Here is a 25,329-nt window from a genome sequence, read left to right as displayed (position 1 = left end):
AAAACATTCCACTGACAACCAGGACAATCGCATATGGCGTTATACGTACAGAAATTCGGTGGCACCTCGGTGGGCTCGGTGGAGCGCATCAAGGCGGTGGCGGAGAAGGTCAAGCGCTTCCGTGACGACGGCCATCAGGTCGTGGTGGTGGTATCGGCAATGAGTGGTGAAACCAACCGCCTGATCGGCCTGGCCAGCGAAATCAATGACGAACCGACGCCGCGCGAGATGGACATGCTGGTGTCTACCGGCGAGCAGGTGACGATTTCGCTGCTGGCCATGGCGCTGCACAAGCTGGGCGTGCCAGCCACCTCCTACACCGGTGCCCAGGTCGGTATTCGCACCGACAGTGCCCACACCAAGGCGCGTATCCAAGGCATCGAGACCGATGACATGCGCGAGGATCTCGATGCCGGCCAAGTGGTGGTGGTGGCCGGTTTCCAGGGGGCCGACGACGAAGGCAATATCACCACCCTGGGGCGCGGTGGCTCAGATACCACTGGGGTGGCGCTGGCCGCGGCGCTCAAGGCCGACGAGTGCCAGATCTATACTGACGTCGATGGCGTCTACACCACTGATCCGCGGGTATGCTCCAAGGCCAAGCGTCTCGAGACCATCACCGTTGAGGAGATGCTCGAGCTGGCCAGTCTCGGCTCCAAGGTGCTGCAGATCCGCGCCGTGGAGTTCGCCGGCAAGTACAACGTGCCGCTGCGCGTGCTGTCCAGTTTCGAGGATGGCCCCGGCACCCTGATCGTCGCTGACACAGATGAAGAAGAGGACTCCATGGAAGAACCGCTGATCTCCGGTATCGCCTTCACCGCCAACGAGGCCAAGCTGACCCTGCTCAATACCCCGGATGTACCGGGTGTGGCGTCGCGGATTCTTGGCCCGATCGCCGATGCCAATATCGAAGTCGACATGATCGTGCAGAACGTGGCGCCGGTAGGTGACTACACTGACTTCACGTTCACCGTGGCCAAGGGCGATTTCAAGCAGACCACCCGTATTATCGAAGAGACCGTAATCCCGGATCTTGGCGGCGGCGAGCTGCGCGGCGATGACAATATCGCCAAGGTGTCGCTGGTCGGCGTTGGTATGCGCTCCCACGCCGGGGTGGCGTCGAAGATGTTCCGCGTGCTGGCCGACGAAAACATCAACATTCGGATGGTATCGACCTCGGAGATCAAGATCTCGGTGGTCATCGACGAAAAGCACATGGAGCTGGCAGTCAAGGCGCTGCACAAGGCATTTGGCCTGGACAAGAGTGACATCGAGAGCGAATAAGGATCCCACGCTGGCGTCATGCGTTCTACGCTTAGGGAGAAAGGAAGCTGATGCACGCCGGTACGGCTTTCATTCAACGCCAGTTTCGCGTGTGATGGTGGCGCATGAAAGTTGTACCAGGTTTGGCCTAGCGTGACGAATGGCGCATAATCTGTCAGCGCTTAGCGACAGGCACAGTGCATCCCGTAGCCGTAAGTCTGAGAAGGAGATCAGTCATGCTCATCCTAACCCGCCGTGTCGGCGAGACCCTGATGATCGGTGATGACATCACCGTGACGGTACTTGGGGTCAAGGGCAACCAGGTCCGCATCGGGGTCAATGCACCCAAGGATGTGGCCGTGCACCGTGAAGAGATCTATCAGCGCATCCAGCGCGAGAAATCGGACGGCAGCGACGGTGAGTCCCAGGCCTGACGCACGACCTGACGGTCGGGGGTCAGGGAACGTTCGGGCCGGCAGAGTCGCGCGCTTTGCCGGCTTTTACGTGACTGTGTTGTATGCAGCCGGCCGATGATAATGCCCGTCGGCGGCTTCGACAGCATGTTTCGCCAAGGCTGTCAGGAGAAGAAAGTTGTTGAAGGCATTGGACAATGGCCTTCGGAAACGGTAACATACGCGCCGTGTTGATGAGGGAGAGGTGGCCGAGTGGCTGAAGGCGCTCCCCTGCTAAGGGAGTATGGGGTTTATAGCCCCATCGAGGGTTCGAATCCCTCCCTCTCCGCCATTTACGCCGCGTACGCTAGCAGCGTGATCACATCAGCACACGCATGTCCTGCATGCACTGGAAGTTGCGCCCGTAGCTCAGCTGGATAGAGTACCTGACTACGAATCAGGTGGTCGGAGGTTCGAATCCTCCCGGGCGCGCCAGCTTCCACCACGATATGCCAGCGTCGAATCGATGCTCGCGATGTCCGTGGACACCAGTTCCCACTGTCGATACGACAGCCACGCGCCCGTAGCTCAGCTGGATAGAGTACCTGACTACGAATCAGGTGGTCGGAGGTTCGAATCCTCCCGGGCGCGCCACATCCCGACCCGTCCTTGCTTCGCAAGGGCGGGTTTTGTGTTTCTACTGCGCGTGTTAAGCGCCCTCGCTGACGGCGAGCGGCGCCTTCTGTGTGTCGGCGTGGACGAATCCCGGGGCGATTAAGCCGGCCAGCAGCGTGTCGAGGTCGGTCACCCGCTTGAGCGTGGCAAAGCGCTTCGCCGCCTCCACGTCTCGCCCGCGCATCTGATTGAGCCACTGCTTGAGCAGCGACACCACGACACGTTCGGGAAGTGTGCTACGCTGCAATGCGGCATAGTCGCGTAGGATGGCGGCGCGGCTTGCCCATTGGGTGGCGGCCATACGTTCACCGGTCGCCTGCCAGTGGCGGATACGCGGCGCTAGCCAGGGGTCGGCCAGGGCGCCGCGGCCTAGCATCACGTCGTGGCAGCCGGACAGCGTGCGCGCCTGCCAGTAGTCCTCGAGGGACCAGATGTCGCCGTTGGCGACTACCGGAATCGCCAGGTGGCGCCGAATACGGCCGATCCACTCCCAGTGGGCCGGTGGCCGGTAGCCCTCGTCGCGGGTGCGGGCATGGACCACCAGTTGTGCGGCGCCACCCTGTTCGGCGGCGCTGGCGCAGTCCAGCGCCCGGCGGCGGTCGGCAAAGCCGAGGCGGATCTTGGCAGTGACCGGTACCCGCCCCTCGGCGGCGCGGTGTACGGCGTCGACCGCTCGCTGCAGGCGCTGTGGGTCACGCAGCAGCGAGGCGCCGCCGTCGTGGCGGTTGACCAGCTTGGCTGGGCAGCCGAAGTTGAGGTCGAGGCTGGTGGCGCCGAGGCGAATCGCCTGGCGGGCATTGGCGGCCAGGGCCTCTGGGTCAGAGCCGAGCAGCTGCAGATGCACCGCCACCCCACTGGGCGTGGTCACCGGCTGACCCTGGGCATGCCGGGCCAGCTCCGGGCAGTGTTTGAGAAACACCCGCGGCGGCAAGCGTGCATCGACGACGCGCACGAATTCGGTCACCGTCCAGTCGAAGCCGGGCCAGGCGGTGAGCAGCGCGCGGGTATGCGCATCGATGACGCCCTCCATGGGCGCTAGGCCGATGCGGCCTTTATGTAGTAAATTAACAACGTGCGGCTCAACCATGGTGTCATTGCAATATCGTGGAATTCAGGCAGGTTATTGTACCAGCCAAGATGCGCCGCCACGGACCTCAATGCGCCGGGCCAAGAGGGGATACTAAACATGCTGGACACCCAACTGATGCAAGAGGGCCTCGCCCTGATGGCCTTCGGCATGGGCTTCGTGTTCGTCTTTTTGACCGTGCTGGTGCTGTCGACCACTGTCATGTCGCTGCTGCTCAGGCGCCTGGTGCCGGCGCCTGCCGCCGACGCCGCACCGCGGCCCTCGGCGCCAGCGGCAGCCGACGGCAACAGCGATGAACTCATGGTGGTGATGAGCGCCGCCCTGCATCGTTACCGTCAGCGCCATCGCCGCTAAGCAATGCCGCTGGCCAGCCAAGATACGATTTCAGCTACAAGGATAAGGTCACATGAGTGAGAGCCAACGCCCGCTGGGCATCACCGATGTGGTGCTGCGCGACGCTCACCAGTCGCTGTTCGCCACCCGTATGCGTCTCGACGACATGCTACCCATCGCTGCCAAGCTCGACGAGGTTGGCTTCTGGTCAGTGGAGTCCTGGGGTGGTGCCACCTTCGACGCCTGTATCCGCTATCTTGGCGAAGACCCTTGGGCACGCATTCGCGCCCTCAAGGAGGCGATGCCCAATACCCGCCAGCAGATGCTGCTACGCGCCCAGAACCTGCTCGGTTATCGCCACTACGCCGATGACGTGGTCGACAAGTTCGTCGAGCGCGCGCGCACCAATGGCGTCGATGTGTTTCGCGTCTTCGACGCCATGAACGACCCGCGTAACCTGGAGCGGGCCATCAAGGCCGTGCGCGACGTCGAGGGCCACGCCCAGGGCACCATCTCCTACACCGTCAGCCCGGTGCACACCATCGAGGGCTGGGTCGAGCTCTCCCAGCAGATCGAAGCGATGGGCGCCGACTCCCTGGCGATCAAGGACATGGCCGGCCTGCTCACCCCCTACACCGCCTTCGATCTGGTCTCGCGCTTGAAAAAAGCGCTCAAGATCCCGGTCCATATGCAGTGTCATGCCACCACCGGCATGTCCACCGCCACCGCCCTCAAGGCGGTCGAGGCAGGCATCGACAACGTCGACACCGCCATCTCCTCGATGTCGATGACCTACGGCCACAGCCCCACCGAATCGGTGGTCGCCATCCTTCAGGGGACCGAGCGCGACACCGGCCTCGATCTCGAATTGCTCGAGGAAATCGCTGCTTACTTCCGCGAAGTGCGCAAGAAGTACGCCGCCTTCGAGGGCTCGCTCAAGGGCATCGATTCGCGGATCCTGGTGGCTCAGGTGCCCGGCGGCATGCTCACCAACATGGAAGGCCAGCTCAAGGAACAGGGTGCCGGCGACAAGCTCGACGACGTGCTCTCCGAAATTCCCAAGGTGCGCGAGGACCTCGGCTTCATCCCGCTGGTCACGCCCACCTCGCAGATCGTCGGCACCCAAGCGGTGATGAACGTGATGATGGGCGAGCGCTACAAGTCGATCTCCAAGGAGGTCCAGGCGCTGCTCAAGGGGGAGTACGGTGCGGCCCCTGCACCCTATAACGACGAGCTGCAGCAGCGCGTCCTGAAGGGCGAGGAACCCATCACCTGCCGCCCGGCAGACCTGCTCGAGCCGGAGATGGATCGCCTGCGCGACGAACTCAAGGCCAAGGCCAAGGATGAGGGCATCCGGCTGGAGCAGGGCGAGCGCGAGATCGACGACGTGCTGACCTACGCACTGTTCCCGCAGATCGGTCTCAAGTTCCTCAAGAACCGCGACAACCCGGATGCCTTCGAGCCGGCCCCGCAGGCCCCCGAGGCGGCATCCCAGCTGCCGGCCAAGGCCGCCGCTGCCCAGCCGCCGGCCACCCGCCAGGAGGCCGCCGGGCCCGAGACCTACACCATCACCGTCAACGGCAAGCAGTACGTGGTCGAAGTTGCAGAAGGCGGCGAGATCGGCCAGGTGCAGGAAGGCGGGGGTGCGGCCAAGCCCGCTACCGCACCCGCAGAAAGCGCCCCGGCCGCCAGCGGCGAGCCGATCACCGCGCCGCTGGCCGGTAATATCTTCAAGGTCAACGTCAAGGCCGGTGACAGCGTCGCCGAAGGCGATGTGGTCATCATTCTCGAGGCCATGAAGATGGAGACCGAAGTGCGTGCCGCCAGTGCCGGCACGGTGTCCGAGGTCAAGGTCAAGGAAGGCGACAGCGTATCGGTAGGCGATACGCTGATCGTGCTCTAAGGGCGACCCATGGATAACCTGTTGACGCTTTGGCACGGCTCGGGGCTATATAACCTGCAGTTCGGCCAACTGGTAATGATCCTGATTGGCCTGGTGCTGCTCTACCTCGCCATCCACAAGAAGTTCGAACCGCTGCTGCTGGTGCCGATCGGCTTTGGCGGGATACTGGCCAATATTCCCGAGGCCGGGCTGGCGCTGTCGGCGCTGGACCAGGCGATCGAAGTGGCCAGTCCCGCGGTGCTGCAGCAGATTGCCGCGGCCATGCAGCTGACCCTCGACCCGCTGGCCGGGCCCGAGGCGTGGCGAGCCACCCTGTACGCCGAGTATCACAACGGACTCGATCCCGAGCAGATGCGCGCCGCCGGTGATGTTGCGCGCGGGGTCGGTTACGGCAACGGCATGCTCTACACCTTCTATCAGGTGGCGATCGCCTCCGGCATCGCGCCGCTGGTGATCTTCATGGGCGTTGGGGCAATGACCGACTTTGGCCCGCTGCTGGCCAACCCGCGTACCCTGTTCCTGGGCGCTGCGGCGCAGTTCGGTATCTTCGCCACGGTGCTCGGGGCGGTGGGCCTCTCGGCGCTGGGGGTGATGGACTTCTCGCTCAACCAGGCCGCCGCTATCGGCATCATCGGCGGCGCCGACGGCCCCACCTCGATCTACGTGTCGAGCATCCTGGCCCCGGAGTTGCTGGGGGCGATTGCGGTGGCTGCCTACGCCTACATGGCGCTGGTGCCGCTGATTCAGCCGCCGATCATGCGTGCCTTGACCTCCAAGCGTGAGCGCCAGATCACCATGACCCAGCTGCGCCCGGTGTCGAAGCTCGAGAAGATCGTCTTCCCGCTGGTACTGCTGATGCTGGTGGCGCTGTTCCTGCCCGACGCAGCGCCGCTGCTGGGGATGTTCTGTTTTGGCAACCTGATGCGCGAGTGCGGCGTGGTCGAACGCCTCTCCGACACCGCCCAGAATGCGCTGATCAACATCGTCACCATCTTCCTCGGACTGGCGGTGGGCTCACGGCTGGTCGCTAACCAGTTCCTGGCAGTCGAGACGCTGGGCATCATGGGGCTTGGCATCGTCGCCTTTGCGATCGGCACCGGCGCCGGCATCCTGATGGCCAAGCTGATGAATGCCATGAGCAAGATGCCGATCAACCCGCTGATCGGTGCCGCCGGCGTCTCGGCGGTGCCGATGGCGGCACGGGTGGCCAACAAGGTGGGGCTGGAATCGAATCCGCACAACTTCCTGCTGATGCACGCCATGGGCCCCAATGTGGCGGGCGTGATCGGCTCGGCAGTGGCCGCCGGGGTGATGATCAAGTACCTGGGCTAGCGGAAGACATCGCTATCAACCCAACGAGGGGGCCGATGGGCCCCCTCGTTGCGTTTGCTAGGTGGGTTTGGTCAGTCCAGCGCCAGACCCTGTCGACGCTGCTTGAGGCGGTAGCGCAACGCCAGCACGATCGATAGCGCGGCCAGGGTTAGCAGCGCCAGCGAGATGGGCCGGGTGAAGAACAGCGTCCAGTCTTCGTTGGTCATCAGTGCGCGGCGCAGGTTGGTCTCGGCGATGGGGCCGAGGATCACGCCGAGTACCAGCGGTGCCAGCGGATAGTCGAGCTTGGCCAGCAGATAGCCGAAGACGCCGATGCCCAGCAGCAGGTAAATATCGGTGACGCGATTGTTGAGCGCGAAGGCGCCAACCATGCAGCAGGTCAGTACCACCGGCACGATGATCGATTTGGGTACGTTGGTGACCTTGAGGAACAACCGCATGCTGAGCAGGCATACCACCAGCATCATGGCGCCGGCCAGGAACATCGCCATGAACATGCCATAGACGGTGTCGGCGTGATCCATGATCAGCCGCGGGCCGACGCCGATGCCGTGCACCATCAGTGCCGCCATCAGCACTGCGTCCACCGCGCTGCCGGGGATGCCCAGCGCGATCATCGGGATCAGGCCGCCGCCGGAGGTCGCCGAGTTGCCCGACTCTGAGGCGATCACCCCCTCGCTAGCGCCCTGGCCGAAGGCCTCGGGGTGCTTGGAGCCGCGCTTGGCCTGATCGTAGGCCAGCAGGTTGGCGATGCTGCCGCCGGCGCCGGGAACCGCACCGATGAAGACCCCGACCATCGATGAACGCACCAGATTGAAGGGGTAGGTGAGCACCTCGCGCATCGCCGCCCACGGCTTGAAGCTGATGCGGCTGTCGATCAGCTGTTTGCCGGCTTTGACCTCCTCGGCGTCCTCGACCTCGCGCAGCAGTTGGCTGACCGCGAAGATGCCGATCAGCACGATCAGGAAGGGAATGCCCGCCGACAGCATGCGCAGGTCGAACGAGAAGCGCGTCACCCCCATCAGCGGGTCAGCGCCCACCGTGGCGATGATCAGGCCGAGGGCGCCGGCCAGCAGGCCGCGCAGCATCGACTTGCCGACCAGGCTAGCAACGATGGTCAGGGCGAACACCACCAGTGCGAAGTACTCCCAGGCGCCGAGCTTTACGGCAATCATGGCCAGCGGTGGAGCGGCGATGATCAGTACGATGGAACTGATCAGGGTGCCGAAGAACGAGGCCCAGATGCCGATGGCCAGGGCGCGGCCGGGCTCGCCGCGGCGTGCCATGGGATAGGCGTCGAAGGTGGTGGCCAGTGCCGACGGCGTACCGGGGATGCCCAGCAGCGCGGCGCTGATCATGCCGCCGGTGTAACCGCCGATATAAACCGCCAGCAGGGTGGCGACCCCCTGCAGGGCCGGCATGGTAAAGGTCAGCGGTAGCGCCAGCACGATGGCCATGGTGATGGTGAAGCCGGGAATGGCCGCGGTGATCACTCCGGCCACCACCCCCACCAGCATGGTCAGCATGGTGGGCAGGGTAAACAGCTGATCGGCCCCTGCCAGAATGGATTCCATCATGAGCGGATTCCTGGGTCAGCGATTGAATGCATCGAGCACCGCACGGCTTACAGCAGCGCGCCGCGCGGCAGGGAAATGGTGAACACGTGGCGGAACAGGGCGTCGAGGCCCACCGACATGAACAGTGCGATGGCCGCGGCAATCGCCAGCTGGCGCGGGCGACGCGCTCCCAGCAGCACCTGGCAAGCGAGCACGAAGGGCAGCGTAGCCCAGCGGAAGCCGACCAGCGGCATGGCGATGGCGTAGAGGGTAAACAACCCCAGCACGCCAAACGCCAGGCGATGTCGCCACACCCAGTCGCCGACGCTGCCGCTGGGTAGTGCCGAGGTATGGCGCAGCTTGGCTGCTTCCTTGATGATCATGAGCACGCTGAGTAGCGCCAGGAGGGCCAGCATCAGGCGCGGGAAACTGCCCGAGCCGATCGGCTCCCAGGCCGATGACGGCAGCCCGCCGGCGTGCACGAACATCATCACGGCAATGCCCAGCAGCGCCAGGTTGAAGACGATATGCCCCACCGCCTTGGCGCGCTCGCCGTGAGGGACGGGCTCCCGGCCTTGCGGCCGGGAGTCGGAGGACGTCCCACTCATTGCTGCAGGTTCCCTGCCAGACGCTCGATGGTGGCATCGAGGGTTTCGAGGTGGTCACGGTATTCGTCGGTCCCCATGAACTGCACCTCGGCGCCGGCGTTGTTGACGCGGGTCACGAACTCCTCTTCCGCGGCCATGGCCTCGATCGCGGCGGCCAGCACCTCGATGCGATCCTCGGGGGTGCCAAGGGGAGCGATCAGTCCGCGCAGGATCGACAGGTTGAGATTGTCGTAACCGAGCTCGGCAAAGGTCGGCACGTCGGGGGTCTGCTCCATGCGCTCGGTGTGGCCGACGGCCAGGAAGCGCAGATCGTCGTTCTCGACGAACTGCAGGCTCGAGGCAATATCACCCATCGCCGCGTCGATATGCCCGCCGACCAGGGCGCGGATGCGCTCGCCGGTGCCTTCGAAGCCAACGTAGCGGAACGACAGGTCCTCGGCCTCTTCGATCATGGCGCCGTGGATGTGGGGCACGCCGCCGAGGGTCACGCCGAAACGAATTTCGCCGGGGTTGTCCTGGGCATACTCGACGAACTCCTCGAAGGTCTCCCAGGGGCTGTCGGCGCTGACGGTCACGTACTGCGGTGAGGCAGTGATCGCGGCGATCGGCGCGTAGTTGTCCCAATTGTACTCGGTCAGGCCGGTATGATGGGAAACCATGAAGCCGTCGTGGACCTGACCGACGGTATAGCCGTCGTTGTCGCGGTCGGCGAGGTCGGCAAGGCCAGTGGTGCCGCTGACGCCGGGCATGTTGATCACCGGCATCGGTTGGCCGAGGTGTGGCTCGATGTGGTTGGACATCAGGCGCATCAGCACGTCGCTGCCGCCGCCCGGCGCCCAGGGCACGATGAATTCCACCGCACTGTCGGGGTAGTCGTCAGCGTGGGCGCTGGTGGCGAGGCCGCCCAGCGCCAGGCCGACGCCGGCCAGGGCCGCGGTGGCCAGGGTAAGGGGATGGCGCGAGGCGACATTGGGGTTGTTAGGTGTCGGCATCTTGCTTCTCCGGTTGTGGTCAAGGAGAGGCCCGGCAGGCGCCGGGCCCGGAACTGCTGGGTTACCAGGGCACGACGGCCCCGTCGGTGCGCGGCTCGGTGCCGCCGCTGAGTACGCCACTGGTGCTGTCGCGCAGGATGATCTGGCCGCGGCCGAAGCTGATCGGATCGGCGACCTTGACGATCTCGTGACCGCGCCGCGCCAGGGCCTGAGCGAGGTGGTCGGGGAAGTGCGGCTCGACCTCGACGGTCTTGCCCTTGGTCCACTTCCAGCGCGGCATGTCTAGCGCTGCCTGGGGATTGAGGTGATCCTCGAGCATGCCGGTAATCACCTGCACGTGTCCTTGTGGCTGCATGTAGCCGCCCATCACGCCGAACGGCCCCACCGCCTGACCATCCTTGGTGATAAAGCCAGGGATGATGGTGTGGTAGGTGCGCTTGCCTGGGGCCAGGGCATTGGGGTGCTCGGGGTCCAGCGAGAACGACCAGCCACGGTTTTGCAGGCTGATGCCGGTGCCGGGGATCACGATGCCCGAGCCGAAGCCTTTGAAGTTGCTCTGGATGAACGACACCATGTTGCCATCGCCATCGGCGGTAGCCAGGTACACCGTGCCGCCGGAGAGCGGGTTGCCGTGGATCGGGTCGACGGCCTGCTCGCCGATCAGTCCGGCGCGGGCTTTGAGATAGCCGTCATCGAGCATCTGTTCGACGCTAGGCTGCATGGCGCTCTGCTCGGTGACGTGGGCAAAGCCATCGACGTAGGCCAGCTTGGTGGCCTCGATGCGACGGTGCAGGGTCTCCACCGGGTCGCGGCCTTCCGGGCCCATGCGCTCCAGCATGCCCAGCGCCTGGAGCACGATCAGGCCGCTGCCGTTGGGCGGAATTTCCCAGATATCGTGGCCCTTGTAGCGCACGCTGATCGGATCGACCCACTCCGGCTCGAAGCGTGCCAGGTCCTCCTTGCGCAGCAGCCCGCCGTGTTCACGGAAGAAGGCATCGATCTTCTCGGCCAGCTCACCCTCGTAGAAGGCGCGACCCTTGGTTTCGGCGATGGCGCGCAGCGAGCTGGCATGGCCCGGCGACGACCAGCGCTCGCCCGGCTGGGGCGCGCGGCCATTCGGGGCGAAGGTGTCGAACCACGGCTTGAAGGCGGCATCGTCGTAGGTCGAGTAGCTATGGAAGGCTTCGTCCCACATCTGGTGAATGATCGGGGATACCGCAAAGCCCTCCTCGGCCAGCGCCACGGCCGGTGCCAGCAGGTCGGCGAAGGGCAGCTTGCCGAAGCGCTCGGACAGCGCTGCCCAGGCGGCCGGGGCGCCGGGCACAGTGACCGGCAGCAGGCCGTGATTGGGCACGCTGTCGTGACCCAGCGCTTTCATCGCCTCGATGGTGGCGGCCTGGGGGGCCGGGCCACTGGCGTTGAGGCCGTGCAGCTTGCCGTCGATCCAGACGATGGCAAAGACGTCGCTGCCGAGCCCGTTGGAGGTGGGCTCGACCACGGTCAGCGCCGCGGCACTGGCAATCGCGGCATCCACCGCATTACCGCCCTGCTGGAGTATGCTCATGCCGACCTGGGCGGCGAGCGGCTGGGAGGTGGCGACCATGCCGCGGGTGCCGAAGGTGGCCATGCGCCGCGAGGGGCTGGGATAGTAAAGCGCATCGTGCTGCATAGGAACTCCTTGGATCGGCTCAGGCGTCGTTGACCTGGGCCTGTTGTCGGTTGCGTTGAATCTTGCGGTCCTGATAGAGCGAGAAGATCACTGAGGCTACGGCCAGGGCCAGGAACAGCGCCGATAGCGGCCGGGTCAGGAAGGTCATCCAGCTGTCGTCGAGTTCCAGGGCGCGAAATAGCTGGCGCTCCAGGTTGTTGCCCAGCACCACGCCGAGGATCAGCGGTGTCAGCGGCACCTCGGCCTTCCACAGCAGGTAGCCGATCACCCCGAACACGAACAGCACCCAGATATCGAACAGGTTGTTGTTCAGCGCGTAGGAGCCGATGGCGCACAGCATCAGTACCACGGGAACCAGGACTTCCTGGGGGATCAGCGAGATCTTGGCGAACCAGCGCACCAGCAGAAGCTGGCAGAGCACCATGATCACCGCGCCGATCAGCAGGCTGGCGTAGATGGCGCCGACCAGTATCGGATTCTGCTCGAACATCAGTGGTCCCGGGGTAATCCCGTGCAGGATCAGCACGCCCATCATGATCGCCATCGGCAGGTCGCCGGGGATGCCCAGCGCCAGGGTTGGCACGAAGGCGCCGCCGGCCACCGCACTGTTGGAGGCTTCCGAGGCGACGATACCGCTGGGCGTGCCGGTACCGAAGGTCTCAGGCTGGCGGGAAAACTTCTTGGCCTGATCGTAGCTGATGAAGTTGGCCACGGTGCCGCCGGTGCCGGGCAGCGCGCCGACCAGGCTACCTATCAGCGCCGAGCGCAGGGTGTTGAGTTTCTGGCCGGCCATGTCCTTGGCGATGCGGCCGTAGGGAATCGTGACATTGGTATCGACGCCCTTGGCCTTGCCCTGATCGTCGCGGAGCTTCTCGAGGTTGCCCATCAGCTGCGAGAAGGCAAAGATGCCGATCATCACCGGCAGGATCTCGAAGCCCGAGCCCAGCGCGGGGATGCCGAAGTCGAAGCGCAGATTGCTGTTGCGGTCGTAGCCCACGGTGGTGATCAGCAGCCCCAGGGCGGCGGCCAGTAGCCCCTTGAGTAGGGCTCCGTTGGAGAGCCCGGCGACCAGGGTCAGGGCGAACACGATCAGTGCAGTGATCTCCCAGGGCCGGAAGTTCATGCTGAAGCTGGCAATCAGCGGGCCGAAGAACACCAGCACCGCTACGCTGATCAGGGTGCCGATGAACGAGGCCGCCACGCCGATGCCCAGGGCGCGGCCGGGTTCGCCCTTCTGGGCCATCGGGTAGCCGTCATAGACGGTGGTGATCGACGACGGCGTGCCGGGAATGCCGAGCATCACGCCGGAAACGATGCCACCGGAGTAGCCGCCGACGAATACCCCGACCATCAGCGAGACGCCGCTGACCGGGTCCATGGCGAAGGTGAAGGGAAACACCACCAGGATTGCCATGGTCACGGTGAAGCCCGGAATGCTGCCGCCGATGATGCCGAACAGCACGCCGATGATGATCAGCGCCAGTACCGAAGGGCTGCTGACCTGGCCAAGGGCCTGTAGAAAGAAATCCGCCATCTAGTACTCCCAGGCGTTAGGGCAGCCAGACATTGAGGCCGAAGCGGAAGATCACGAACACCAGCGGCACCAGGGTGCAGCTGACGGCGAGATTGATGATCCACTTGCGGCGGGAATCGATCCCCAGCAGCAGTCCCAGTGAGGTCACCAGGAAGGCCAGGGTGGCGACGATATAGCCGAGGATTGGCAGCAGTGCGGCATATAGGCCGAATAGCGCGAACAGTACGAGCACCGTGCGGTTATGGGCCAGCCACTCGCCGAAGCTGCGCCGCGGCGCGTTTCTCTCACCGGGGCCGGCGATCAGCGAGCGGACCAGGATCAGTAGCGACAGTAGACCGGTCACCACCAGCAGGATGCGCGGAAACAGCGCCGAACCGTAAGGCTGCCAGGACGTGGGCGGGCGGATATTGCCCGACTCGACCCACATCACGGCAATGATCAATAGCAGGACCAGCGCCAGGGCGCGGTCCTTGGTAAGCGTTAACATCGAGATATCTCCCGATCCTCGCCCCGGTCAGCCGGGGCGAGGAATTCACTCAGTTCTGGAAGTCGATGTTCTCGGCGGCGGCGGAGAGCGCCGCTTCGTTCTCGTCGAGGAACTCGAGGTAGTCGTCACCGGCCAGGAAGCGCACCACCGAGCCGAATTCGTTCTCGATGCGACTCCGCACTTCCTCGTTCTCCAATGCCTGCCCATAGGCGTCGGCGATGGTGTCCTGAATCTCCTGCGGCGTGCCCTTGGGCGCGAAGATGCCGCGGCTGGTGGAGTGGTCCATCTCGATGCCGAGTTCACGCAGCGTCGGCACATCGGACAGGCTGTCGAGTCGCTCGGGATGGGCGATGCCCAGCGGGCGGAAGGTGCCATCTTCGAAGAACGAACCGCCGGACGGCAGGTTGAACATCGCGAAATCGATCTCTTCGGCCATCAGCGCCGAAACCTGCTCGCCGGTGTCCGGGTAGCCCACCAGGCGCACATCGGCCATGTCGATGCCGGCCTCCTGGAAGAACTGTGCCCAGAAGAAGTGGTCGGTGGAACTCGGGATCATGCTGAAACGCACCTGACCCGGATTCTCGCGCACGTACTCGGCGATCTCGTCGGCGCTCTGCACCTCATGATTGGCATGCGCGGTGGGGATATTGATGGTCTGGGTCAGCAGGGCGATCGGCTCGAAGGCGTCGTAGGAGTAGTCGACGGTGCCAGCCAGCTTGGACAGCGCGATGGTGTCGTGGCTGCCGAGCAGGGTGTAGCCGTCCGGGTCGGATTCCAGCACATTGCGCGAACCGATCGTAGCGCCGGCACCGGCCATGTTGACCGGCACGATCGACTCACCCAGGTACTGCTCGGCTTCCTGGGAGATCAGACGGAAAATGATATCGGTGGCGCCGCCCGGACCATAGGGAATGACCAGCCGGATATCCTGCTCGGGATAGTCGGCCTGGGCGGTGCTGGTGAAGGCCAGGCTGGAAGCCAGGCCGACAGCGGCAATGGCGGTGGTGAGAGTCAGCTTCGAACGCGTCATGTTGAACACCTTTTATATTGTGGTGATGTGTTGGTGATACACCGGCTGCGCCGGCGGCGAGTGAGCGCGTGATCCCGTTGTCGGGTTATTGTGTCGTTACGTCGGGCGTCTCAGCCCAGAAACAATCCTCCATAAACCAGCGCACCGAGCACCACGAAGGCCGGATGGGCGCGAAACCTTAGCAGCGCCACGGCGGCTACCGCGGCGATCAGCAGCGTGTGGAGCAGGCCGGCGCTGTCGATGCCTTCGCTGAAGAAACTCCAGGTCAGCCAGGCCATCATCAACGCGATCACCGGGCGCACCCACTGGCTCATGCGCTTGACCCGCGGTGACTCGCGGTGGCGATAGAGCAGGCCCAGGGCGCCGAGCATCAGCAGCAGGGACGGCACCACGGTGGCGAATACCGCGACCACGGCGCCGCCGATCCCGGCCACGTCATAGCCCACGTAGCCGGCCATCTTGGTGGCGATGGGGCTGGGCAGGGCGTTGCCCAGTGCCAGGGTTTCGGCGAATTCCTGGGCGCCCATCCAGCCGTAGCGGCCGACCACTTCGGCTTCGATCAACGGGATGATCGCCGGGCCGCCGCCGTAGCCGATGATGTTGGGAATGAAGAAGGCCAGGAACAGCTCCCAATAGATCATGAGGTGGCCTCCTGCTTGGGTACCGGGCGCAGCAGCGCTGCCGCCAGGATGCCGCCGACCACCCAGCCGGGATGCACGCCGAGCAGGTAGATCAGCACGCCGGCGACGGCCGCCATGGTCAGGCTGATGAGCCAGCCCAGCACCAGCTGTGACTTGTTGAGGAAGTCCCAGGCCAATTGGCCCATCATCACCATCACCACCGGCACCACGCCCTGGCCCATGCCTTGAATCCAGGCGACATCGCGATAGCGGCTGAACACGCCGAGCAGGACGATCATGGCAAGGATGGTGGGCAGGATCACCGCCAGCACGGCGTTGATGCAGCCGGCGACGCCGCCGACGCGGTAGCCGATATAGCCGGGCATCTTGGTGGCAATGGGGCCGGGCAGGGTATTGGCGATGGCCAGGATGTCGGCGAACTCCTCGTCATCGAGCCAGGCGTGGCGCTTGACCACCTCCTGCTGGACGAGGGGAATCATCGCGGGGCCGCCGCCGAAGCCGAGCAGGCCGATGCGCAGGAAGGCCATGAACAGGTCGCGCTGGCGAGCGCGAGCAGGCGTGTCAGCGGTGGAGCCGGACATCGATGACCTCGTCACTATGCTGTAATTGAGCGCTGCAGTAGGATTTATTCATTAAAAGTGCTCTTGTTGTTAAAAAATCGATTATTTTGTCTAGAATATAGATTGCTCTGGAAACGCACGTCAAGCTGGACAACAATAAACGGGCCGATACCGGTCGAGGAGAAGCCATGGGTGTTCCGCAACGCAAGGAGAGTGCTACCACCGCCAGCCGGGTGTTCGACGCCATGCGTCACGACCTGGTTAATGGTCGCTTTGCCGCCGGTGAAAAGGTGGCCATCAATGGGCTCAAGGAGCAGTATCAGGTGGGCCTGAGCCCGCTGCGCGAGGCGCTCAACCGCCTTGCCGCCTACGGGCTGCTGGTGCAGGAAAATCAGCGTGGCTTTCGGGTGCCGCGCCTGGATCGTCATGAGCTTGACGACGTGGCCGGCATGCGTCGCGAGCTGGAGGGGATGGCGCTCGAGCGGGCGATCCTCAAAGGTGACGCCGAGTGGGAATCGGAGCTGCTGGCCGCGGCGCATCGCCTCAAGCGAGCGGATCTCTCGCCCACACAGGTCGACGAATGGGAGCGGCTGCATGCGCGCTTTCACAGCACCCTGGTGGCGCCCTGCGGCTCAGTCTGGCTGCTGCGCTTCATCGATCAGTTGCACGATCAGTTCGACCGCTATCGACGCATGGCCCCCGGGGTGCCGGCGGTGCGCAAGATCCTCGACGAGCAGCACGGTCAACTGGTCGAGCTGGCGCTGGAGCGCGACGTCAAGGCCGCCCGGGCGCTACTCGAAGACCATATCGACCGCTCGTATGAAGTGGCACTGGGCAGCTGCAAGTAAAGGTCACTCGCCGACGCTGAGGCGCCCCTTGAGCCGTGAGGCCAGCTCACTCAAGTGGGCTTGGTCCTGGTCGACGGGCCAACCGACCCGTAGGGCCACGCCGCTGGCCTGATAGTCGGCTGCCTGTACCGGAATCTGGTGCTCGGTGAGCCAGCTGCGGGTCTCTGCCTCGCTGGCAAAATCCACCTTTAGCTCGAGACTGCGGCGGGCGATGAAGTCGCGCTGGGGGAGCTGCTCGAGCCCCTTGGCCACCGCCTGGGCGTAGGCGCGAGCCAGCCCGCCGGTGCCCAGCTTGGTACCGCCGAAGTAGCGCGTCACCACGCAGCCCACCTGGCCGATACCGGCACCGTCGAGTACCTGGAACATCGGCCGTCCGGCGGTGCCGCCGGGTTCTCCGTCATCGGAGAAGCCAATCGCCTGCTGCTCGCCGGGCGGTCCGGCGATGTAGGCGCTGCAGTGATGGCTGGCGCTGGGGTGAGTCTGACGAGCCCTGGCCAGCAGTGCCTCGAAGGTCCGTGGGGTGGGGGCGTGGCACAGCCAGGCAATGAAGCGACTCTTTTCTACCTCTATCTCGCAGGCGTGCCAACAGCCGTCGTCCAGATCGGGAATCGGGTAGCTCATCACATCACATGCGCCGGTTGGCGCATCACGCCCATCACCATGCCCAGCACCTTGATGTCGTCGTTCTTGAGCAAGATGGGGGCCATGCTCTCGTTGGCGGGTTGCAGGCGTACGCCTGTCTTGTCGATATACAGCTTCTTCAGGGTGACCTCCTGGTCGTTGATCATGACCACCGCCGTTTCGCCGTTCTCGGCGCTCTCCTGACGCTCGATGATGATCACGTCGCCGTCGAAGATATTGCAGTCGATCATCGAGTCGCCGCACACCCGCAGGGCGTAGGTGTTACGACGCACCATGCTCGATGGCACATAAACGCTGGCGGTATCAGTGCAGGCTTCGATGGGCATGCCCGCCGAAACCTTGCCGAATAGCGGTATCTCGACCAGCTCGCCAAGCTCGCTGTCATCGAGCGCCTCCCAGGCCTCTGCCATGGGCAGGTTGGGTAGGCGTTGCAGATAGTGCGGTGCGGTGTGCAGCATGGTCGTTCTCCCTCCGAGACGGGACGCGAATACCTGTTGTTTTTTACAGCACTTCTGCATCATAGCAAGGGCGACGCGGGTCGCAAGTCCTGATGGTCTCTCGAGGGGGCTTGATTGAGGTCAAGGCAAGCCCCGATGCGACCGGCTGACGCACGCCCGGCGCTAGCGGCACTAGGCCATTCCGTGTAGAGTGCCGTGCCAATAATCGATGCTGGGAGACCGTGGTGCAGAGTGGGGTTAATGGTGCCTTGAGCTTCCGTCTGCAAGCCCGCCAGCTGGCCTGTGAACGCGATGACCGCATGCTGTTTCATGGCCTCGACCTCGAGGTGGGGCCGGGTCAGATCGTGCGTATCGAGGGCCCCAACGGCAGCGGCAAGACCACGTTGCTCAAGATCCTCTCGGGCCAGCTCGGTGACTATCAGGGTGAGCTCTACTGGGACGACGCCCCGATGCATGCCGTACGCGATGCGTTCCTCGCCAACCTGCTCTATCTGGGCCACGCGGCGGGGATCAAGGGCGCTCTCACGGCGCTGGAGAACCTGAGCTGGCACCAGGCGTTGGCCGGTGAGGCGGGTGACCATCAGGCGCGCATGGCGGCGCTGGCCGAGATCGGGCTGATGGGCTTCGAAGACGTGCCCTGTGCCCAGCTCTCGGCGGGCCAGCAGCGGCGCGTGGCGTTGGCCAGATTGACCCTGATCCCGCGCTTGCTGTGGGTGCTCGACGAGCCCTTCACGGCCATCGACAAGGACGGTGTGGCGGCACTGGAGCGACGACTGCTGGCCCATGCCGCACGCGGTGGCAGCGTGATCCTCACGACCCACCACGACTTGGCCCCGCTCGGCGATATTCGCCGCGTACGTCTGGGGGAAGGAGGCACGCTAGATGCAGCACGCTGAGCGCCTGGCGGTGACGGAACCCCGCGGCGGCCTGGGAGTCGCACTAGCGGCGACGTTGCGACGCGACCTGATGCTGCTCATGCGGCGTCGCAGCGAGGTAATGAACCCGCTGGTGTTCTTTGCCCTGGTGATCACGCTGTTTCCGCTGGGCATCTCGCCGGACGCTGAGCTGCTCGCGATTGTTGCCCCGGGGCTGCTATGGGTGGCGGCGCTGCTGGCGACGCTACTGTCGCTGGACTCGCTGTTTCGCGCCGATTTCGAGGATGGTTGCCTCGAGCAGATGCTGCTGGCGCCTCAGCCACTGGCGCTCATGGTGATGGCCAAGGTGGCGGTACACTGGCTGTTGACCGGTCTGCCGCTGGCGCTGATGGCGCCGCTGCTGGGGATCACCCTGTCGCTGCCGGCCGGTAGCTACGGGATACTGTCACTGTCGCTGGCGTTGGGCACCGCCAGCCTGAGTCTGATCGGCGCCATCGGGGCGGCGCTGACGGTGGGGCTGGCACGCGGCGGCGTGCTGCTGTCGCTGCTGGTGCTGCCGCTGTATGTGCCGGTGCTGATCTTCGGTACCGGCGCCGTGCAGGCGGCCCTGTTGGGCGATGCCTTGGCCGCTCATCTGGCGATTCTCGGCGCGCTGCTGGCCGGCGCGCTGATGCTGGCGCCCTGGGCCATTGCCGCGTCACTGCGTATCAGTATCAACGGTTGAGAGGTTGAGAGGCATGTGGGCCTTTATTAACAAGCTGCGTTCCCCCAGGTGGTTCTACGCCATCAGTGCCAGGCTTCAGCCCTACTTCTGGGTCGCGGCCACGGCGCTGATTCTGGTCGGTACCGTGTGGGGCCTGGCCTTTGCCCCGGCCGACTACCAGCAGGGCAATAGCTTCCGGATCATCTATGTGCATGTGCCGGCGGCATTCCTGGCCCAGTCGATCTTCGTCAGCATGGCGGTTGCGGCGGTGGTGTTCATGGTATGGAAGATCAAGATCGCCGACATGGCCGCCGCGGTGATGGCGCCGCTGGGCGCAGCGATGACCTTTATCGCGCTGTTCTCGGGCGCGGTGTGGGGTGTGCCGACCTGGGGCACCTGGTGGATGTGGGATGCTCGCCTGACCTCGATGCTGATCCTGCTGTTCCTGTATTTTGGCGTGATCGCCCTGCGTGGCGCCTTTGCCAGCCGCGACAGCGGCTCACGGGCCGCCTCGGTGCTGGCCATGGTGGGGGTGATCAACATCCCGATCATCAAGTATTCGGTGGAGTGGTGGCATACCCTGCATCAGCCAGCCACCTTCACCGTGACCGGACGCGTGGCGATGCCCCTGGAAATGTGGGCGCCGCTGCTGCTGATGGTGCTGGGCTTCTACAGTTTCTTTATCGCCCTGACGCTGATGCGCACGCGCAACGAGATTCTGCGCCGCGAGTCGCGCAAGCGCTGGGTGCGTGACCTGGCCGGAGGAGAACACTGATGGCGTTCGTCTCACTCCAGGACTTCTTTGCCATGGGCGGCCATGCTCCTTACGTATGGTCGGCCTGGGCGATGACCGCGCTGCTGCTACTGGGATCGGTAGTACATGCGCGTGTTGAACGCCGCCAACTGATCCGTGATCTGCAACGACGTGAACGCAGGGAGCGCCGTGTCGGAAGCGAACCAGCGAGGAACCTAGCCGATGACACCTAAACGCAAACAGAAGCTCTTCATCATCCTCGGGCTGATGTCGCTGGCGGCGATCGCGGTGGGGCTGACGCTGTTCGCCCTGCGCAGCAACATCAACCTGTTCTTCAGCCCGGTGCAGATCGCCGCCGGCGATGCGCCCTACGAGCGCACCATTCGCGCCGGGGGCATGGTCCGCGAGGGCTCGGTATCGCGCAATGCCGATAGCCTCGACGTGGAATTTACCGTAACCGACTACGTCGACGACGTGCGGGTGCGCTTCAACGGTATCCTGCCCGACCTGTTCCGTGAGGGGCAGGGCGTGGTGGTGGTCGGCGAACTGCAGCCTGACGGTTGGATCCGGGCCAACGAGGTGTTGGCGCGTCACGACGAGAACTACATGCCGCCGGAAGTTGCCCAGGCGCTGGAAGAGGCGGGCTACTCCCCGGCCGATTTCCAGGCCAAAGCCGCCGAGGTCGGCAAACGACTCGAAGCCCAGGGCGAATACGCTGACGACAACGGCGCCAGCCAGTACTGATCCGGAGCCGCCATGCTGATCAAGATGATTCCCGAAATCGGCCACTTCGCGCTGGTGATTGCGCTGCTGCTGGCGATCGTTCAGGGCACTATGCCGCTGGTTGGGGCGGCTACCCGGCGGCCGCTGTGGATGGCCTTCGCGCGGCCGATGGCCGCCGGCCAGTTCCTGTTCGTGGCGATCGCCTACGCCTGCCTCACCGCGAGCTACATGCTCGACGACTTCAGCGTCGCCAATGTCGCCAACAACTCCAACTCGATGCTGCCCTGGTACTACAAGTTCAGCGCCGTATGGGGCAACCATGAGGGCTCGGTGCTGCTGTGGAGCCTGATGCTGGCCGGCTGGGGCTTCGCCGCCAGCCGTTTCTCCAAGGACCTGCCGGAAGACATGGTGTCGCGGGTGCTAGGGGTGATGGGCCTGGTCTGCGTGGGGTTCCTGCTGTTCATCCTGGCCACTTCCAACCCCTTCGAGCGGCTGCTGCCGAACATGCCGTCGGATGGCGCCGACCTCAATCCGCTGCTGCAGGACTTCGGCCTGATCATCCACCCGCCGATGCTGTACATGGGCTATGTGGGGTTCTCGGTGGTGTTCGCCTTCGCCATCGCCGCGCTGCTCGGCGGGCGTCTGGACGCCGCCTGGACCCGCTGGGCACGCCCCTGGACCAACCTGGCCTGGGCGTTTCTCACCGTGGGCATCGCACTCGGCAGCTGGTGGGCCTACTACGAGCTGGGCTGGGGCGGCTGGTGGTTCTGGGACCCGGTGGAGAACGCCTCGCTGCTGCCATGGCTGACCGGTACTGCCCTGATGCACTCGCTGGCGGTGACCGAGAAGCGCGGCTCGTTCAAGAGCTGGACGGTGCTGCTGGCGATCACCACCTTCTCGCTGTCGCTGCTGGGTACCTTCCTGGTGCGCTCCGGGGTGCTGACCTCGGTGCACGCCTTCGCCAATGATCCATCACGCGGTTTCTTCATCCTGATGCTGCTGACCGTCACCGTGGGCGTGTCACTGCTGATCTTCGCCTTGCGCGCCCCGCGGGTCAGCCACACCGTAGGCTTCAACTGGGTGTCGCGTGACGCCCTGCTGCTGATCAACAACATCCTGCTGGTGATCATCACCGTCACCGTGCTGCTGGGTACCGTTTACCCGCTGCTGCTCGATGCCCTGGGCTTCGGCAAGATCAGCGTCGGCCCGCCCTACTTCAACGCCTTGTTCGTGCCGCTGACGGTGTTGATGTGCGTGTTCATGGGCCTCGGCCCGGGCGCACGCTGGAAGAGCATGTCGGCCCGCGATCTCGGTCGCCGGGTGGCCCTGTCGGGGGTGGCGGCGCTGGTGCTGGGCGCGGTATTGCCGCTGATCTTCGCCGAGCAGTGGAACCTGTGGGTGGCGATCGGCCTGATCACTGCGCTGTGGATCGTGCTGCCGATGTTCCGCGACCTCTTTGACAAGACGCGCAACGCCAGCTCCTTCGGCGCCGGCCTCAAGAAGCTGTCGCTGGCCTACTGGGGCATGCAGCTCGGTCATCTGGGGGTGGCGGTGACCATCGTCGGGGTGGCGGTGGTCTCGCACTACAACGTCGAGCGCAGCGTGCGCATGGGCCCGGGCGACAGCGTGCAGGTGGCCGGCTACGAGTTCACCATGACCAACCTGCAGGCGCGCCGCGGCCCCAACTTCCTGGCCGATACCGCGACCATCGAAGTCAGCCGCCTGGGCAGCGAGCGCAGCTTCGAAATGCGCCCCGAGAAACGTCTGTATATCGCCCGCGGCATGCCGATGACCCAGGTGGCGCTGCGTCCGGGCTTCTTCCGCGACCTCTACGTGGCGATGGGGGAAGAGCTCGACGGCGACGACTGGGCGATGCGCATCCAGTACAAACCGTTCGTGCGCTGGCTGTGGCTAGGGGCGCTGCTGATGGGCGCCGGCGGTATCCTGGCCATCGCCGACCGCCGTTATCGCCGCCGCAAGACCGCTGAGGCGCCCGCACCGGCCGCTCAGGAGGCGCACGCATGAATCGGCGTCTGCTCCTGCTGCTGCCGCTGTTGATCTTTCTGGTCCTCGGGGTGTTCCTGTATCGCGGCCTGTCGCTGGATCCTTTCCACCGCGACTCGGCGCTGCTGGCCCGGGAGTTCCCGAACTTCGACATGGTCACCCTCGAAGACCCCGAGCGGCGAGTTGACCCGTCGCTGTTCCAGGGCGAGGTGACCCTGGTCAACGTGTGGGGCGAGTGGTGCCCGGCCTGCAAGCAGGAAATGCCGCAGCTGCTCGACCTCGCCGACCGCGGGGTGCGCTTGGTGGGGGTCAACTACCGCGACACGCGCGACAAGGGCCTCGGCTTTCTCGAGGAGTTCGGCAACCCCTTCGAGGTCAACATCTTCGATCCCGACGGCACGCTGGGTTTCGACCTCGGTGTCTACGGCGCGCCGGAGACCTTTCTGGTCGACCGTGACGGGGTGATCCGCTATCACCACACCGGCTATATAGACCCCAGCGACGTCCGCGATCACATCTTGCCGGAGGTGGAAAAATGGCAGTGATTCGACACACCACGCTGGTCCTGGTTCTGACCCTGATCGCCGGCCTGAGCTGGGCAGGGGGGATCGAGGTCCGCGAGTTCGACGACCCGGTCCTCGAGCAGCGTTACAAGAGCCTGACCGCCTCGCTGCGCTGCCCGCTGTGTGAGAACCAGGCCATCGACGACTCCGATGCGCCGATCTCCGGCGACATGCGCGAGCAGGTCTATGTGATGCTGCAGGATGGCCGCGCAGACATCGAGATTCTCGATCACATGACCACGCGCTTTGGCGACTACGTCCTCTACAACCCACGCCTCGAGGGGCGCACGCTGCTGCTCTGGGGGCTGCCCGGCACGCTGGTGGTGCTGGGCGGGGTACTGGTGGTGGTGATCGTGCGGCGCCGGCGTAACGCCTCGGCGCAAGCGCTATCCGCCGAGGAGCGCGCGCGCCTCGATGAACTGATTAACCGCGAGAGGACACCATGACGCTACTCTGGGCCGTCTTTGCTCTACTGCTGCTGCCTGCCGCCTGGCTGTTGATCGCGCCGCTGCGCGGCGCTCGCCAGCTGCACGACGCCCAGCACGAGTTCGAGACCAACGACCGTACCGCCGAGCAGAACGTGGCCATCTATCGGCGGCGCCTGGCCTCGCTGGAAGCGGCGCTGGAGCGTGGCGACATTGACCAGGCACGCTTCGACGAGGACCGCCTCGACCTCGAGCGCAGCCTGCTCGAGGACACCGAGAACCTCAAGCGGGCACCGCTCAAGGCCGCCGCCGACGGACGTATCGTGGTACCGGTGCTGCTGGTGCTGGTGGTGGTCGCCAGCGTGGTGTGGTACCAGCGCGAGGGGGCCGAGGGCGATCTGGCCTTGTATGCCGCCCAGCAGGAGGTACGCGAGCATCCCCAGGGCTCCCGCGAGATGATGATCGAGCGCCTCGAGCAGGAAGCCGCGCGCCAGCCGGGCAACGTCAACGTCTGGTATTCGCTGTTTCCGCTGTATCGCGACGCCAATCGTCCCGCCGAGGCGCTGGATGCCCTCGAACGCCTGATCGAGATGGAGGGGCGCGAGCCCTCGCTGCTGGCGCAGAAGGCGCAGCTGCAGTTCTTCATCGCCCAGCGTCAGATGAACGACGAGATTCGCGCGCTGGTCGACGAGATCCTCGAGCTGGACCCGCGCCAGCCTACGGTACTCGGCATGCTCGGCATCAACGCCTTCGACGAGGGGCGCTACGAGGCCGCCATCGATCACTGGCGCCGCGCCATCGCCGGCTACGACGACCCCGGTTCCGCCGCGGCACTGCGCGAGGGCATCGCCGCCGCCCAGGAGCGCCTGGGGCTGTCGGCAGACGAGATCGAGACGGAGGTCGCCGAAGGCCCTGGGGTGCGCGTTCAGGTCAGCCTCGATGACGAACTGCGCGGCCAGGTCGACGATGACGCCACGGTATTCGTGGTCGCCCATGACCCCGATGGCGAGGGTCCGCCGCTGGCGGTGTCGCGGCTACTGGTGAGCGAGCTGCCGACCACGGTGACCCTGAGCGATGCCAACGCCATGAGTGACCAGAGCCGTATCTCCCAGGCCAGTCAGGCGCGGCTGGTCGTGCGCGTCTCGCCCAGTGGCCAGGCCACCCCCCAGGCCGGTGACCTGTTTGGCGACCACGACGCCGTGCCGGTGGGCGCCACCGACGGCGAGGTGGTACCGGTGGTCATCGACCGCGTCTTCGAGTAACGGAGGCCGA

Annotated in this window: 27 protein-coding genes and 3 tRNA genes; 18 read left to right on the top strand and 12 right to left on the bottom strand. The window is 64.9% G+C overall.

All coding sequences use genetic code 11. From position 1 onward, the window contains the following. Nucleotides 1-33 precede the first annotated feature (33 nt). From BLT16_RS12510 to BLT16_RS12490, 5 genes are all read left to right on the top strand, one after another. Nucleotides 34-1,284: an aspartate kinase gene (locus BLT16_RS12510; protein ID WP_089658851.1), complete on the top strand. Its 1,251-nt coding sequence runs from the start codon at nt 34-36 to the stop codon at nt 1,282-1,284. Between the two features lie 215 nt (nt 1,285-1,499). Next, nucleotides 1,500-1,697: a carbon storage regulator CsrA gene (gene csrA / locus BLT16_RS12505; RefSeq protein ID WP_076746352.1), complete on the top strand. Its 198-nt coding sequence runs from the start codon at nt 1,500-1,502 to the stop codon at nt 1,695-1,697. A 217-nt stretch (nt 1,698-1,914) separates the two neighbouring features. Continuing rightward, nucleotides 1,915-2,007 (top strand) — tRNA-Ser (locus BLT16_RS12500). A gap of 66 nt (nt 2,008-2,073) precedes the next feature. After that, nucleotides 2,074-2,150 (top strand) — tRNA-Arg (locus tag BLT16_RS12495). Between the two features lie 82 nt (nt 2,151-2,232). Then, nucleotides 2,233-2,309, top strand: a tRNA-Arg gene (locus tag BLT16_RS12490). Between the two features lie 55 nt (nt 2,310-2,364). On the opposite strand, the gene BLT16_RS12485 is transcribed toward BLT16_RS12490, so the two are convergent. Then, nucleotides 2,365-3,360, bottom strand: a complete 996-nt coding sequence (locus BLT16_RS12485; RefSeq protein WP_089658850.1) for a tRNA dihydrouridine synthase — start codon at nt 3,358-3,360, stop codon at nt 2,365-2,367. Nucleotides 3,361-3,516: 156 nt separating this feature from the next. Here BLT16_RS12485 and BLT16_RS12480 point away from each other — a divergent pair, with 156 nt between their 5' ends. The 3 genes from BLT16_RS12480 to BLT16_RS12470 are packed head-to-tail and all read left to right on the top strand — an operon-like array spanning nt 3,517 to nt 6,985. After that, complete coding sequence (locus BLT16_RS12480; protein ID WP_089658849.1) at nt 3,517-3,771, top strand: OadG family protein; 255 nt, start codon at nt 3,517-3,519, stop codon at nt 3,769-3,771. Between the two features lie 52 nt (nt 3,772-3,823). Next, a complete protein-coding gene (gene oadA / locus BLT16_RS12475) occupies nt 3,824-5,653 on the top strand; it encodes a sodium-extruding oxaloacetate decarboxylase subunit alpha (RefSeq protein WP_089658848.1) in 1,830 nt (609 codons plus the stop codon). Between the two features lie 9 nt (nt 5,654-5,662). Further along, nucleotides 5,663-6,985, top strand: coding sequence for a sodium ion-translocating decarboxylase subunit beta (locus BLT16_RS12470; protein ID WP_089658847.1), 1,323 nt, complete (start codon nt 5,663-5,665; stop codon nt 6,983-6,985). A 71-nt stretch (nt 6,986-7,056) separates the two neighbouring features. Here BLT16_RS12470 and BLT16_RS12465 read toward each other — a convergent pair whose 3' ends face one another. The 9 genes from BLT16_RS12465 to BLT16_RS12425 form a co-directional block, all read right to left on the bottom strand. Continuing rightward, a complete protein-coding gene (locus BLT16_RS12465) occupies nt 7,057-8,562 on the bottom strand; it encodes a tripartite tricarboxylate transporter permease (protein WP_245701642.1) in 1,506 nt (501 codons plus the stop codon). 47 nt (nt 8,563-8,609) lie between these two features. Next, nucleotides 8,610-9,149, bottom strand: coding sequence for a tripartite tricarboxylate transporter TctB family protein (locus BLT16_RS12460; protein ID WP_089658846.1), 540 nt, complete (start codon nt 9,147-9,149; stop codon nt 8,610-8,612). Beyond that, the gene (locus BLT16_RS12455) at nt 9,146-10,141 is read right to left on the bottom strand and encodes a Bug family tripartite tricarboxylate transporter substrate binding protein (protein ID WP_089658845.1); all 996 of its coding nucleotides are present in this window, start codon (nt 10,139-10,141) and stop codon (nt 9,146-9,148) included. The genes BLT16_RS12460 and BLT16_RS12455 overlap by 4 nt, the downstream gene beginning before the upstream one ends. Before the next feature lie 61 nt (nt 10,142-10,202). Further along, nucleotides 10,203-11,810 (bottom strand): gamma-glutamyltransferase family protein, encoded by a 1,608-nt coding sequence (locus tag BLT16_RS12450; RefSeq protein ID WP_089658844.1) that lies wholly within the window; start codon nt 11,808-11,810, stop codon nt 10,203-10,205. Nucleotides 11,811-11,829: 19 nt separating this feature from the next. After that, nucleotides 11,830-13,344: a tripartite tricarboxylate transporter permease gene (locus tag BLT16_RS12445; RefSeq protein ID WP_089658843.1), complete on the bottom strand. Its 1,515-nt coding sequence runs from the start codon at nt 13,342-13,344 to the stop codon at nt 11,830-11,832. A 16-nt stretch (nt 13,345-13,360) separates the two neighbouring features. Further along, nucleotides 13,361-13,831, bottom strand: a complete 471-nt coding sequence (locus tag BLT16_RS12440; RefSeq protein ID WP_089658842.1) for a tripartite tricarboxylate transporter TctB family protein — start codon at nt 13,829-13,831, stop codon at nt 13,361-13,363. A gap of 49 nt (nt 13,832-13,880) precedes the next feature. Continuing rightward, nucleotides 13,881-14,861: a Bug family tripartite tricarboxylate transporter substrate binding protein gene (locus BLT16_RS12435; protein ID WP_089658841.1), complete on the bottom strand. Its 981-nt coding sequence runs from the start codon at nt 14,859-14,861 to the stop codon at nt 13,881-13,883. Nucleotides 14,862-14,971: 110 nt separating this feature from the next. Next, nucleotides 14,972-15,502, bottom strand: a complete 531-nt coding sequence (locus BLT16_RS12430) for a chromate transporter (RefSeq protein WP_089658840.1) — start codon at nt 15,500-15,502, stop codon at nt 14,972-14,974. Then, nucleotides 15,499-16,083 (bottom strand): chromate transporter, encoded by a 585-nt coding sequence (locus BLT16_RS12425; RefSeq protein ID WP_089658839.1) that lies wholly within the window; start codon nt 16,081-16,083, stop codon nt 15,499-15,501. Before BLT16_RS12425 ends, BLT16_RS12430 begins: the two co-directional genes overlap by 4 nt. Before the next feature lie 167 nt (nt 16,084-16,250). Here BLT16_RS12425 and BLT16_RS12420 point away from each other — a divergent pair, with 167 nt between their 5' ends. Then, complete coding sequence (locus tag BLT16_RS12420; RefSeq protein ID WP_089658838.1) at nt 16,251-16,910, top strand: GntR family transcriptional regulator; 660 nt, start codon at nt 16,251-16,253, stop codon at nt 16,908-16,910. Nucleotides 16,911-16,913: 3 nt separating this feature from the next. On the opposite strand, the gene BLT16_RS12415 is transcribed toward BLT16_RS12420, so the two are convergent. Both BLT16_RS12415 and lexA read right to left on the bottom strand, forming a co-directional pair. After that, nucleotides 16,914-17,531 (bottom strand): IMPACT family protein, encoded by a 618-nt coding sequence (locus tag BLT16_RS12415; protein ID WP_089658837.1) that lies wholly within the window; start codon nt 17,529-17,531, stop codon nt 16,914-16,916. Then, nucleotides 17,531-18,010, bottom strand: coding sequence for a transcriptional repressor LexA (gene lexA / locus BLT16_RS12410; RefSeq protein WP_089658836.1), 480 nt, complete (start codon nt 18,008-18,010; stop codon nt 17,531-17,533). The genes BLT16_RS12415 and lexA overlap by 1 nt, the downstream gene beginning before the upstream one ends. Nucleotides 18,011-18,258: 248 nt before the next feature. Here lexA and ccmA point away from each other — a divergent pair, with 248 nt between their 5' ends. Genes ccmA through ccmI form a run of 9 tightly spaced genes read left to right on the top strand, consistent with a single transcriptional unit; the run spans nt 18,259 to nt 25,319 of the window. Next, nucleotides 18,259-18,906, top strand: coding sequence for a cytochrome c biogenesis heme-transporting ATPase CcmA (gene ccmA / locus BLT16_RS12405; protein WP_089658835.1), 648 nt, complete (start codon nt 18,259-18,261; stop codon nt 18,904-18,906). After that, a complete protein-coding gene (gene ccmB / locus BLT16_RS12400) occupies nt 18,893-19,609 on the top strand; it encodes a heme exporter protein CcmB (RefSeq protein ID WP_089658834.1) in 717 nt (238 codons plus the stop codon). The genes ccmA and ccmB overlap by 14 nt, the downstream gene beginning before the upstream one ends. A gap of 13 nt (nt 19,610-19,622) precedes the next feature. Continuing rightward, nucleotides 19,623-20,363 (top strand): heme ABC transporter permease, encoded by a 741-nt coding sequence (locus tag BLT16_RS12395; protein WP_089658833.1) that lies wholly within the window; start codon nt 19,623-19,625, stop codon nt 20,361-20,363. Beyond that, nucleotides 20,363-20,575, top strand: coding sequence for a heme exporter protein CcmD (gene ccmD, locus BLT16_RS12390; protein WP_089658832.1), 213 nt, complete (start codon nt 20,363-20,365; stop codon nt 20,573-20,575). Before BLT16_RS12395 ends, ccmD begins: the two co-directional genes overlap by 1 nt. Next, nucleotides 20,565-21,086 (top strand): cytochrome c maturation protein CcmE, encoded by a 522-nt coding sequence (gene ccmE / locus BLT16_RS12385; RefSeq protein WP_089658831.1) that lies wholly within the window; start codon nt 20,565-20,567, stop codon nt 21,084-21,086. Before ccmD ends, ccmE begins: the two co-directional genes overlap by 11 nt. Nucleotides 21,087-21,098: 12 nt before the next feature. Further along, the gene (locus tag BLT16_RS12380; RefSeq protein WP_089658830.1) at nt 21,099-23,090 is read left to right on the top strand and encodes a heme lyase CcmF/NrfE family subunit; all 1,992 of its coding nucleotides are present in this window, start codon (nt 21,099-21,101) and stop codon (nt 23,088-23,090) included. After that, on the top strand, nt 23,087-23,614 hold the full coding sequence (locus BLT16_RS12375; RefSeq protein ID WP_089658829.1) for a DsbE family thiol:disulfide interchange protein: 528 nt from the start codon (nt 23,087-23,089) through the stop codon (nt 23,612-23,614). Before BLT16_RS12380 ends, BLT16_RS12375 begins: the two co-directional genes overlap by 4 nt. After that, a complete protein-coding gene (locus BLT16_RS12370) occupies nt 23,605-24,078 on the top strand; it encodes a cytochrome c-type biogenesis protein (protein WP_089658828.1) in 474 nt (157 codons plus the stop codon). The genes BLT16_RS12375 and BLT16_RS12370 overlap by 10 nt, the downstream gene beginning before the upstream one ends. Beyond that, the gene (gene ccmI, locus BLT16_RS12365) at nt 24,075-25,319 is read left to right on the top strand and encodes a c-type cytochrome biogenesis protein CcmI (RefSeq protein WP_089658827.1); all 1,245 of its coding nucleotides are present in this window, start codon (nt 24,075-24,077) and stop codon (nt 25,317-25,319) included. Before BLT16_RS12370 ends, ccmI begins: the two co-directional genes overlap by 4 nt. Nucleotides 25,320-25,329 lie beyond the last annotated feature (10 nt).

The sequence above is a fragment of the Franzmannia pantelleriensis genome (assembly GCF_900102875.1).
Lineage (GTDB): Bacteria > Pseudomonadota > Gammaproteobacteria > Pseudomonadales > Halomonadaceae > Franzmannia > Franzmannia pantelleriensis.
Note: the sequence above shows the minus strand (reverse complement) of the source record. Positions and strands in the feature narration are given on the sequence as shown.

What these genes read in the sequence shown, in the direction of transcription:
- BLT16_RS12510 (WP_089658851.1), top strand. Translation starts at nt 34, where the DNA reads ATGGCGTTATACGTACAGAAATTCGGTGGCACCTCGGTGGGCTCGGTG.
- csrA (WP_076746352.1), top strand. Translation starts at nt 1,500, where the DNA reads ATGCTCATCCTAACCCGCCGTGTCGGCGAGACCCTGATGATCGGTGAT.
- BLT16_RS12485 (WP_089658850.1), bottom strand. Translation starts at nt 3,360, where the DNA reads ATGGAGGGCGTCATCGATGCGCATACCCGCGCGCTGCTCACCGCCTGG.
- BLT16_RS12480 (WP_089658849.1), top strand. Translation starts at nt 3,517, where the DNA reads ATGCTGGACACCCAACTGATGCAAGAGGGCCTCGCCCTGATGGCCTTC.
- oadA (WP_089658848.1), top strand. Translation starts at nt 3,824, where the DNA reads ATGAGTGAGAGCCAACGCCCGCTGGGCATCACCGATGTGGTGCTGCGC.
- BLT16_RS12470 (WP_089658847.1), top strand. Translation starts at nt 5,663, where the DNA reads ATGGATAACCTGTTGACGCTTTGGCACGGCTCGGGGCTATATAACCTG.
- BLT16_RS12465 (WP_245701642.1), bottom strand. Translation starts at nt 8,562, where the DNA reads ATGATGGAATCCATTCTGGCAGGGGCCGATCAGCTGTTTACCCTGCCC.
- BLT16_RS12460 (WP_089658846.1), bottom strand. Translation starts at nt 9,149, where the DNA reads ATGAGTGGGACGTCCTCCGACTCCCGGCCGCAAGGCCGGGAGCCCGTC.
- BLT16_RS12455 (WP_089658845.1), bottom strand. Translation starts at nt 10,141, where the DNA reads ATGCCGACACCTAACAACCCCAATGTCGCCTCGCGCCATCCCCTTACC.
- BLT16_RS12450 (WP_089658844.1), bottom strand. Translation starts at nt 11,810, where the DNA reads ATGCAGCACGATGCGCTTTACTATCCCAGCCCCTCGCGGCGCATGGCC.
- BLT16_RS12445 (WP_089658843.1), bottom strand. Translation starts at nt 13,344, where the DNA reads ATGGCGGATTTCTTTCTACAGGCCCTTGGCCAGGTCAGCAGCCCTTCG.
- BLT16_RS12440 (WP_089658842.1), bottom strand. Translation starts at nt 13,831, where the DNA reads ATGTTAACGCTTACCAAGGACCGCGCCCTGGCGCTGGTCCTGCTATTG.
- BLT16_RS12435 (WP_089658841.1), bottom strand. Translation starts at nt 14,861, where the DNA reads ATGACGCGTTCGAAGCTGACTCTCACCACCGCCATTGCCGCTGTCGGC.
- BLT16_RS12430 (WP_089658840.1), bottom strand. Translation starts at nt 15,502, where the DNA reads ATGATCTATTGGGAGCTGTTCCTGGCCTTCTTCATTCCCAACATCATC.
- BLT16_RS12425 (WP_089658839.1), bottom strand. Translation starts at nt 16,083, where the DNA reads ATGTCCGGCTCCACCGCTGACACGCCTGCTCGCGCTCGCCAGCGCGAC.
- BLT16_RS12420 (WP_089658838.1), top strand. Translation starts at nt 16,251, where the DNA reads ATGGGTGTTCCGCAACGCAAGGAGAGTGCTACCACCGCCAGCCGGGTG.
- BLT16_RS12415 (WP_089658837.1), bottom strand. Translation starts at nt 17,531, where the DNA reads ATGAGCTACCCGATTCCCGATCTGGACGACGGCTGTTGGCACGCCTGC.
- lexA (WP_089658836.1), bottom strand. Translation starts at nt 18,010, where the DNA reads ATGCTGCACACCGCACCGCACTATCTGCAACGCCTACCCAACCTGCCC.
- ccmB (WP_089658834.1), top strand. Translation starts at nt 18,893, where the DNA reads ATGCAGCACGCTGAGCGCCTGGCGGTGACGGAACCCCGCGGCGGCCTG.
- BLT16_RS12395 (WP_089658833.1), top strand. Translation starts at nt 19,623, where the DNA reads ATGTGGGCCTTTATTAACAAGCTGCGTTCCCCCAGGTGGTTCTACGCC.
- ccmD (WP_089658832.1), top strand. Translation starts at nt 20,363, where the DNA reads ATGGCGTTCGTCTCACTCCAGGACTTCTTTGCCATGGGCGGCCATGCT.
- ccmE (WP_089658831.1), top strand. Translation starts at nt 20,565, where the DNA reads ATGACACCTAAACGCAAACAGAAGCTCTTCATCATCCTCGGGCTGATG.
- BLT16_RS12380 (WP_089658830.1), top strand. Translation starts at nt 21,099, where the DNA reads ATGCTGATCAAGATGATTCCCGAAATCGGCCACTTCGCGCTGGTGATT.
- BLT16_RS12375 (WP_089658829.1), top strand. Translation starts at nt 23,087, where the DNA reads ATGAATCGGCGTCTGCTCCTGCTGCTGCCGCTGTTGATCTTTCTGGTC.
- BLT16_RS12370 (WP_089658828.1), top strand. Translation starts at nt 23,605, where the DNA reads ATGGCAGTGATTCGACACACCACGCTGGTCCTGGTTCTGACCCTGATC.
- ccmI (WP_089658827.1), top strand. Translation starts at nt 24,075, where the DNA reads ATGACGCTACTCTGGGCCGTCTTTGCTCTACTGCTGCTGCCTGCCGCC.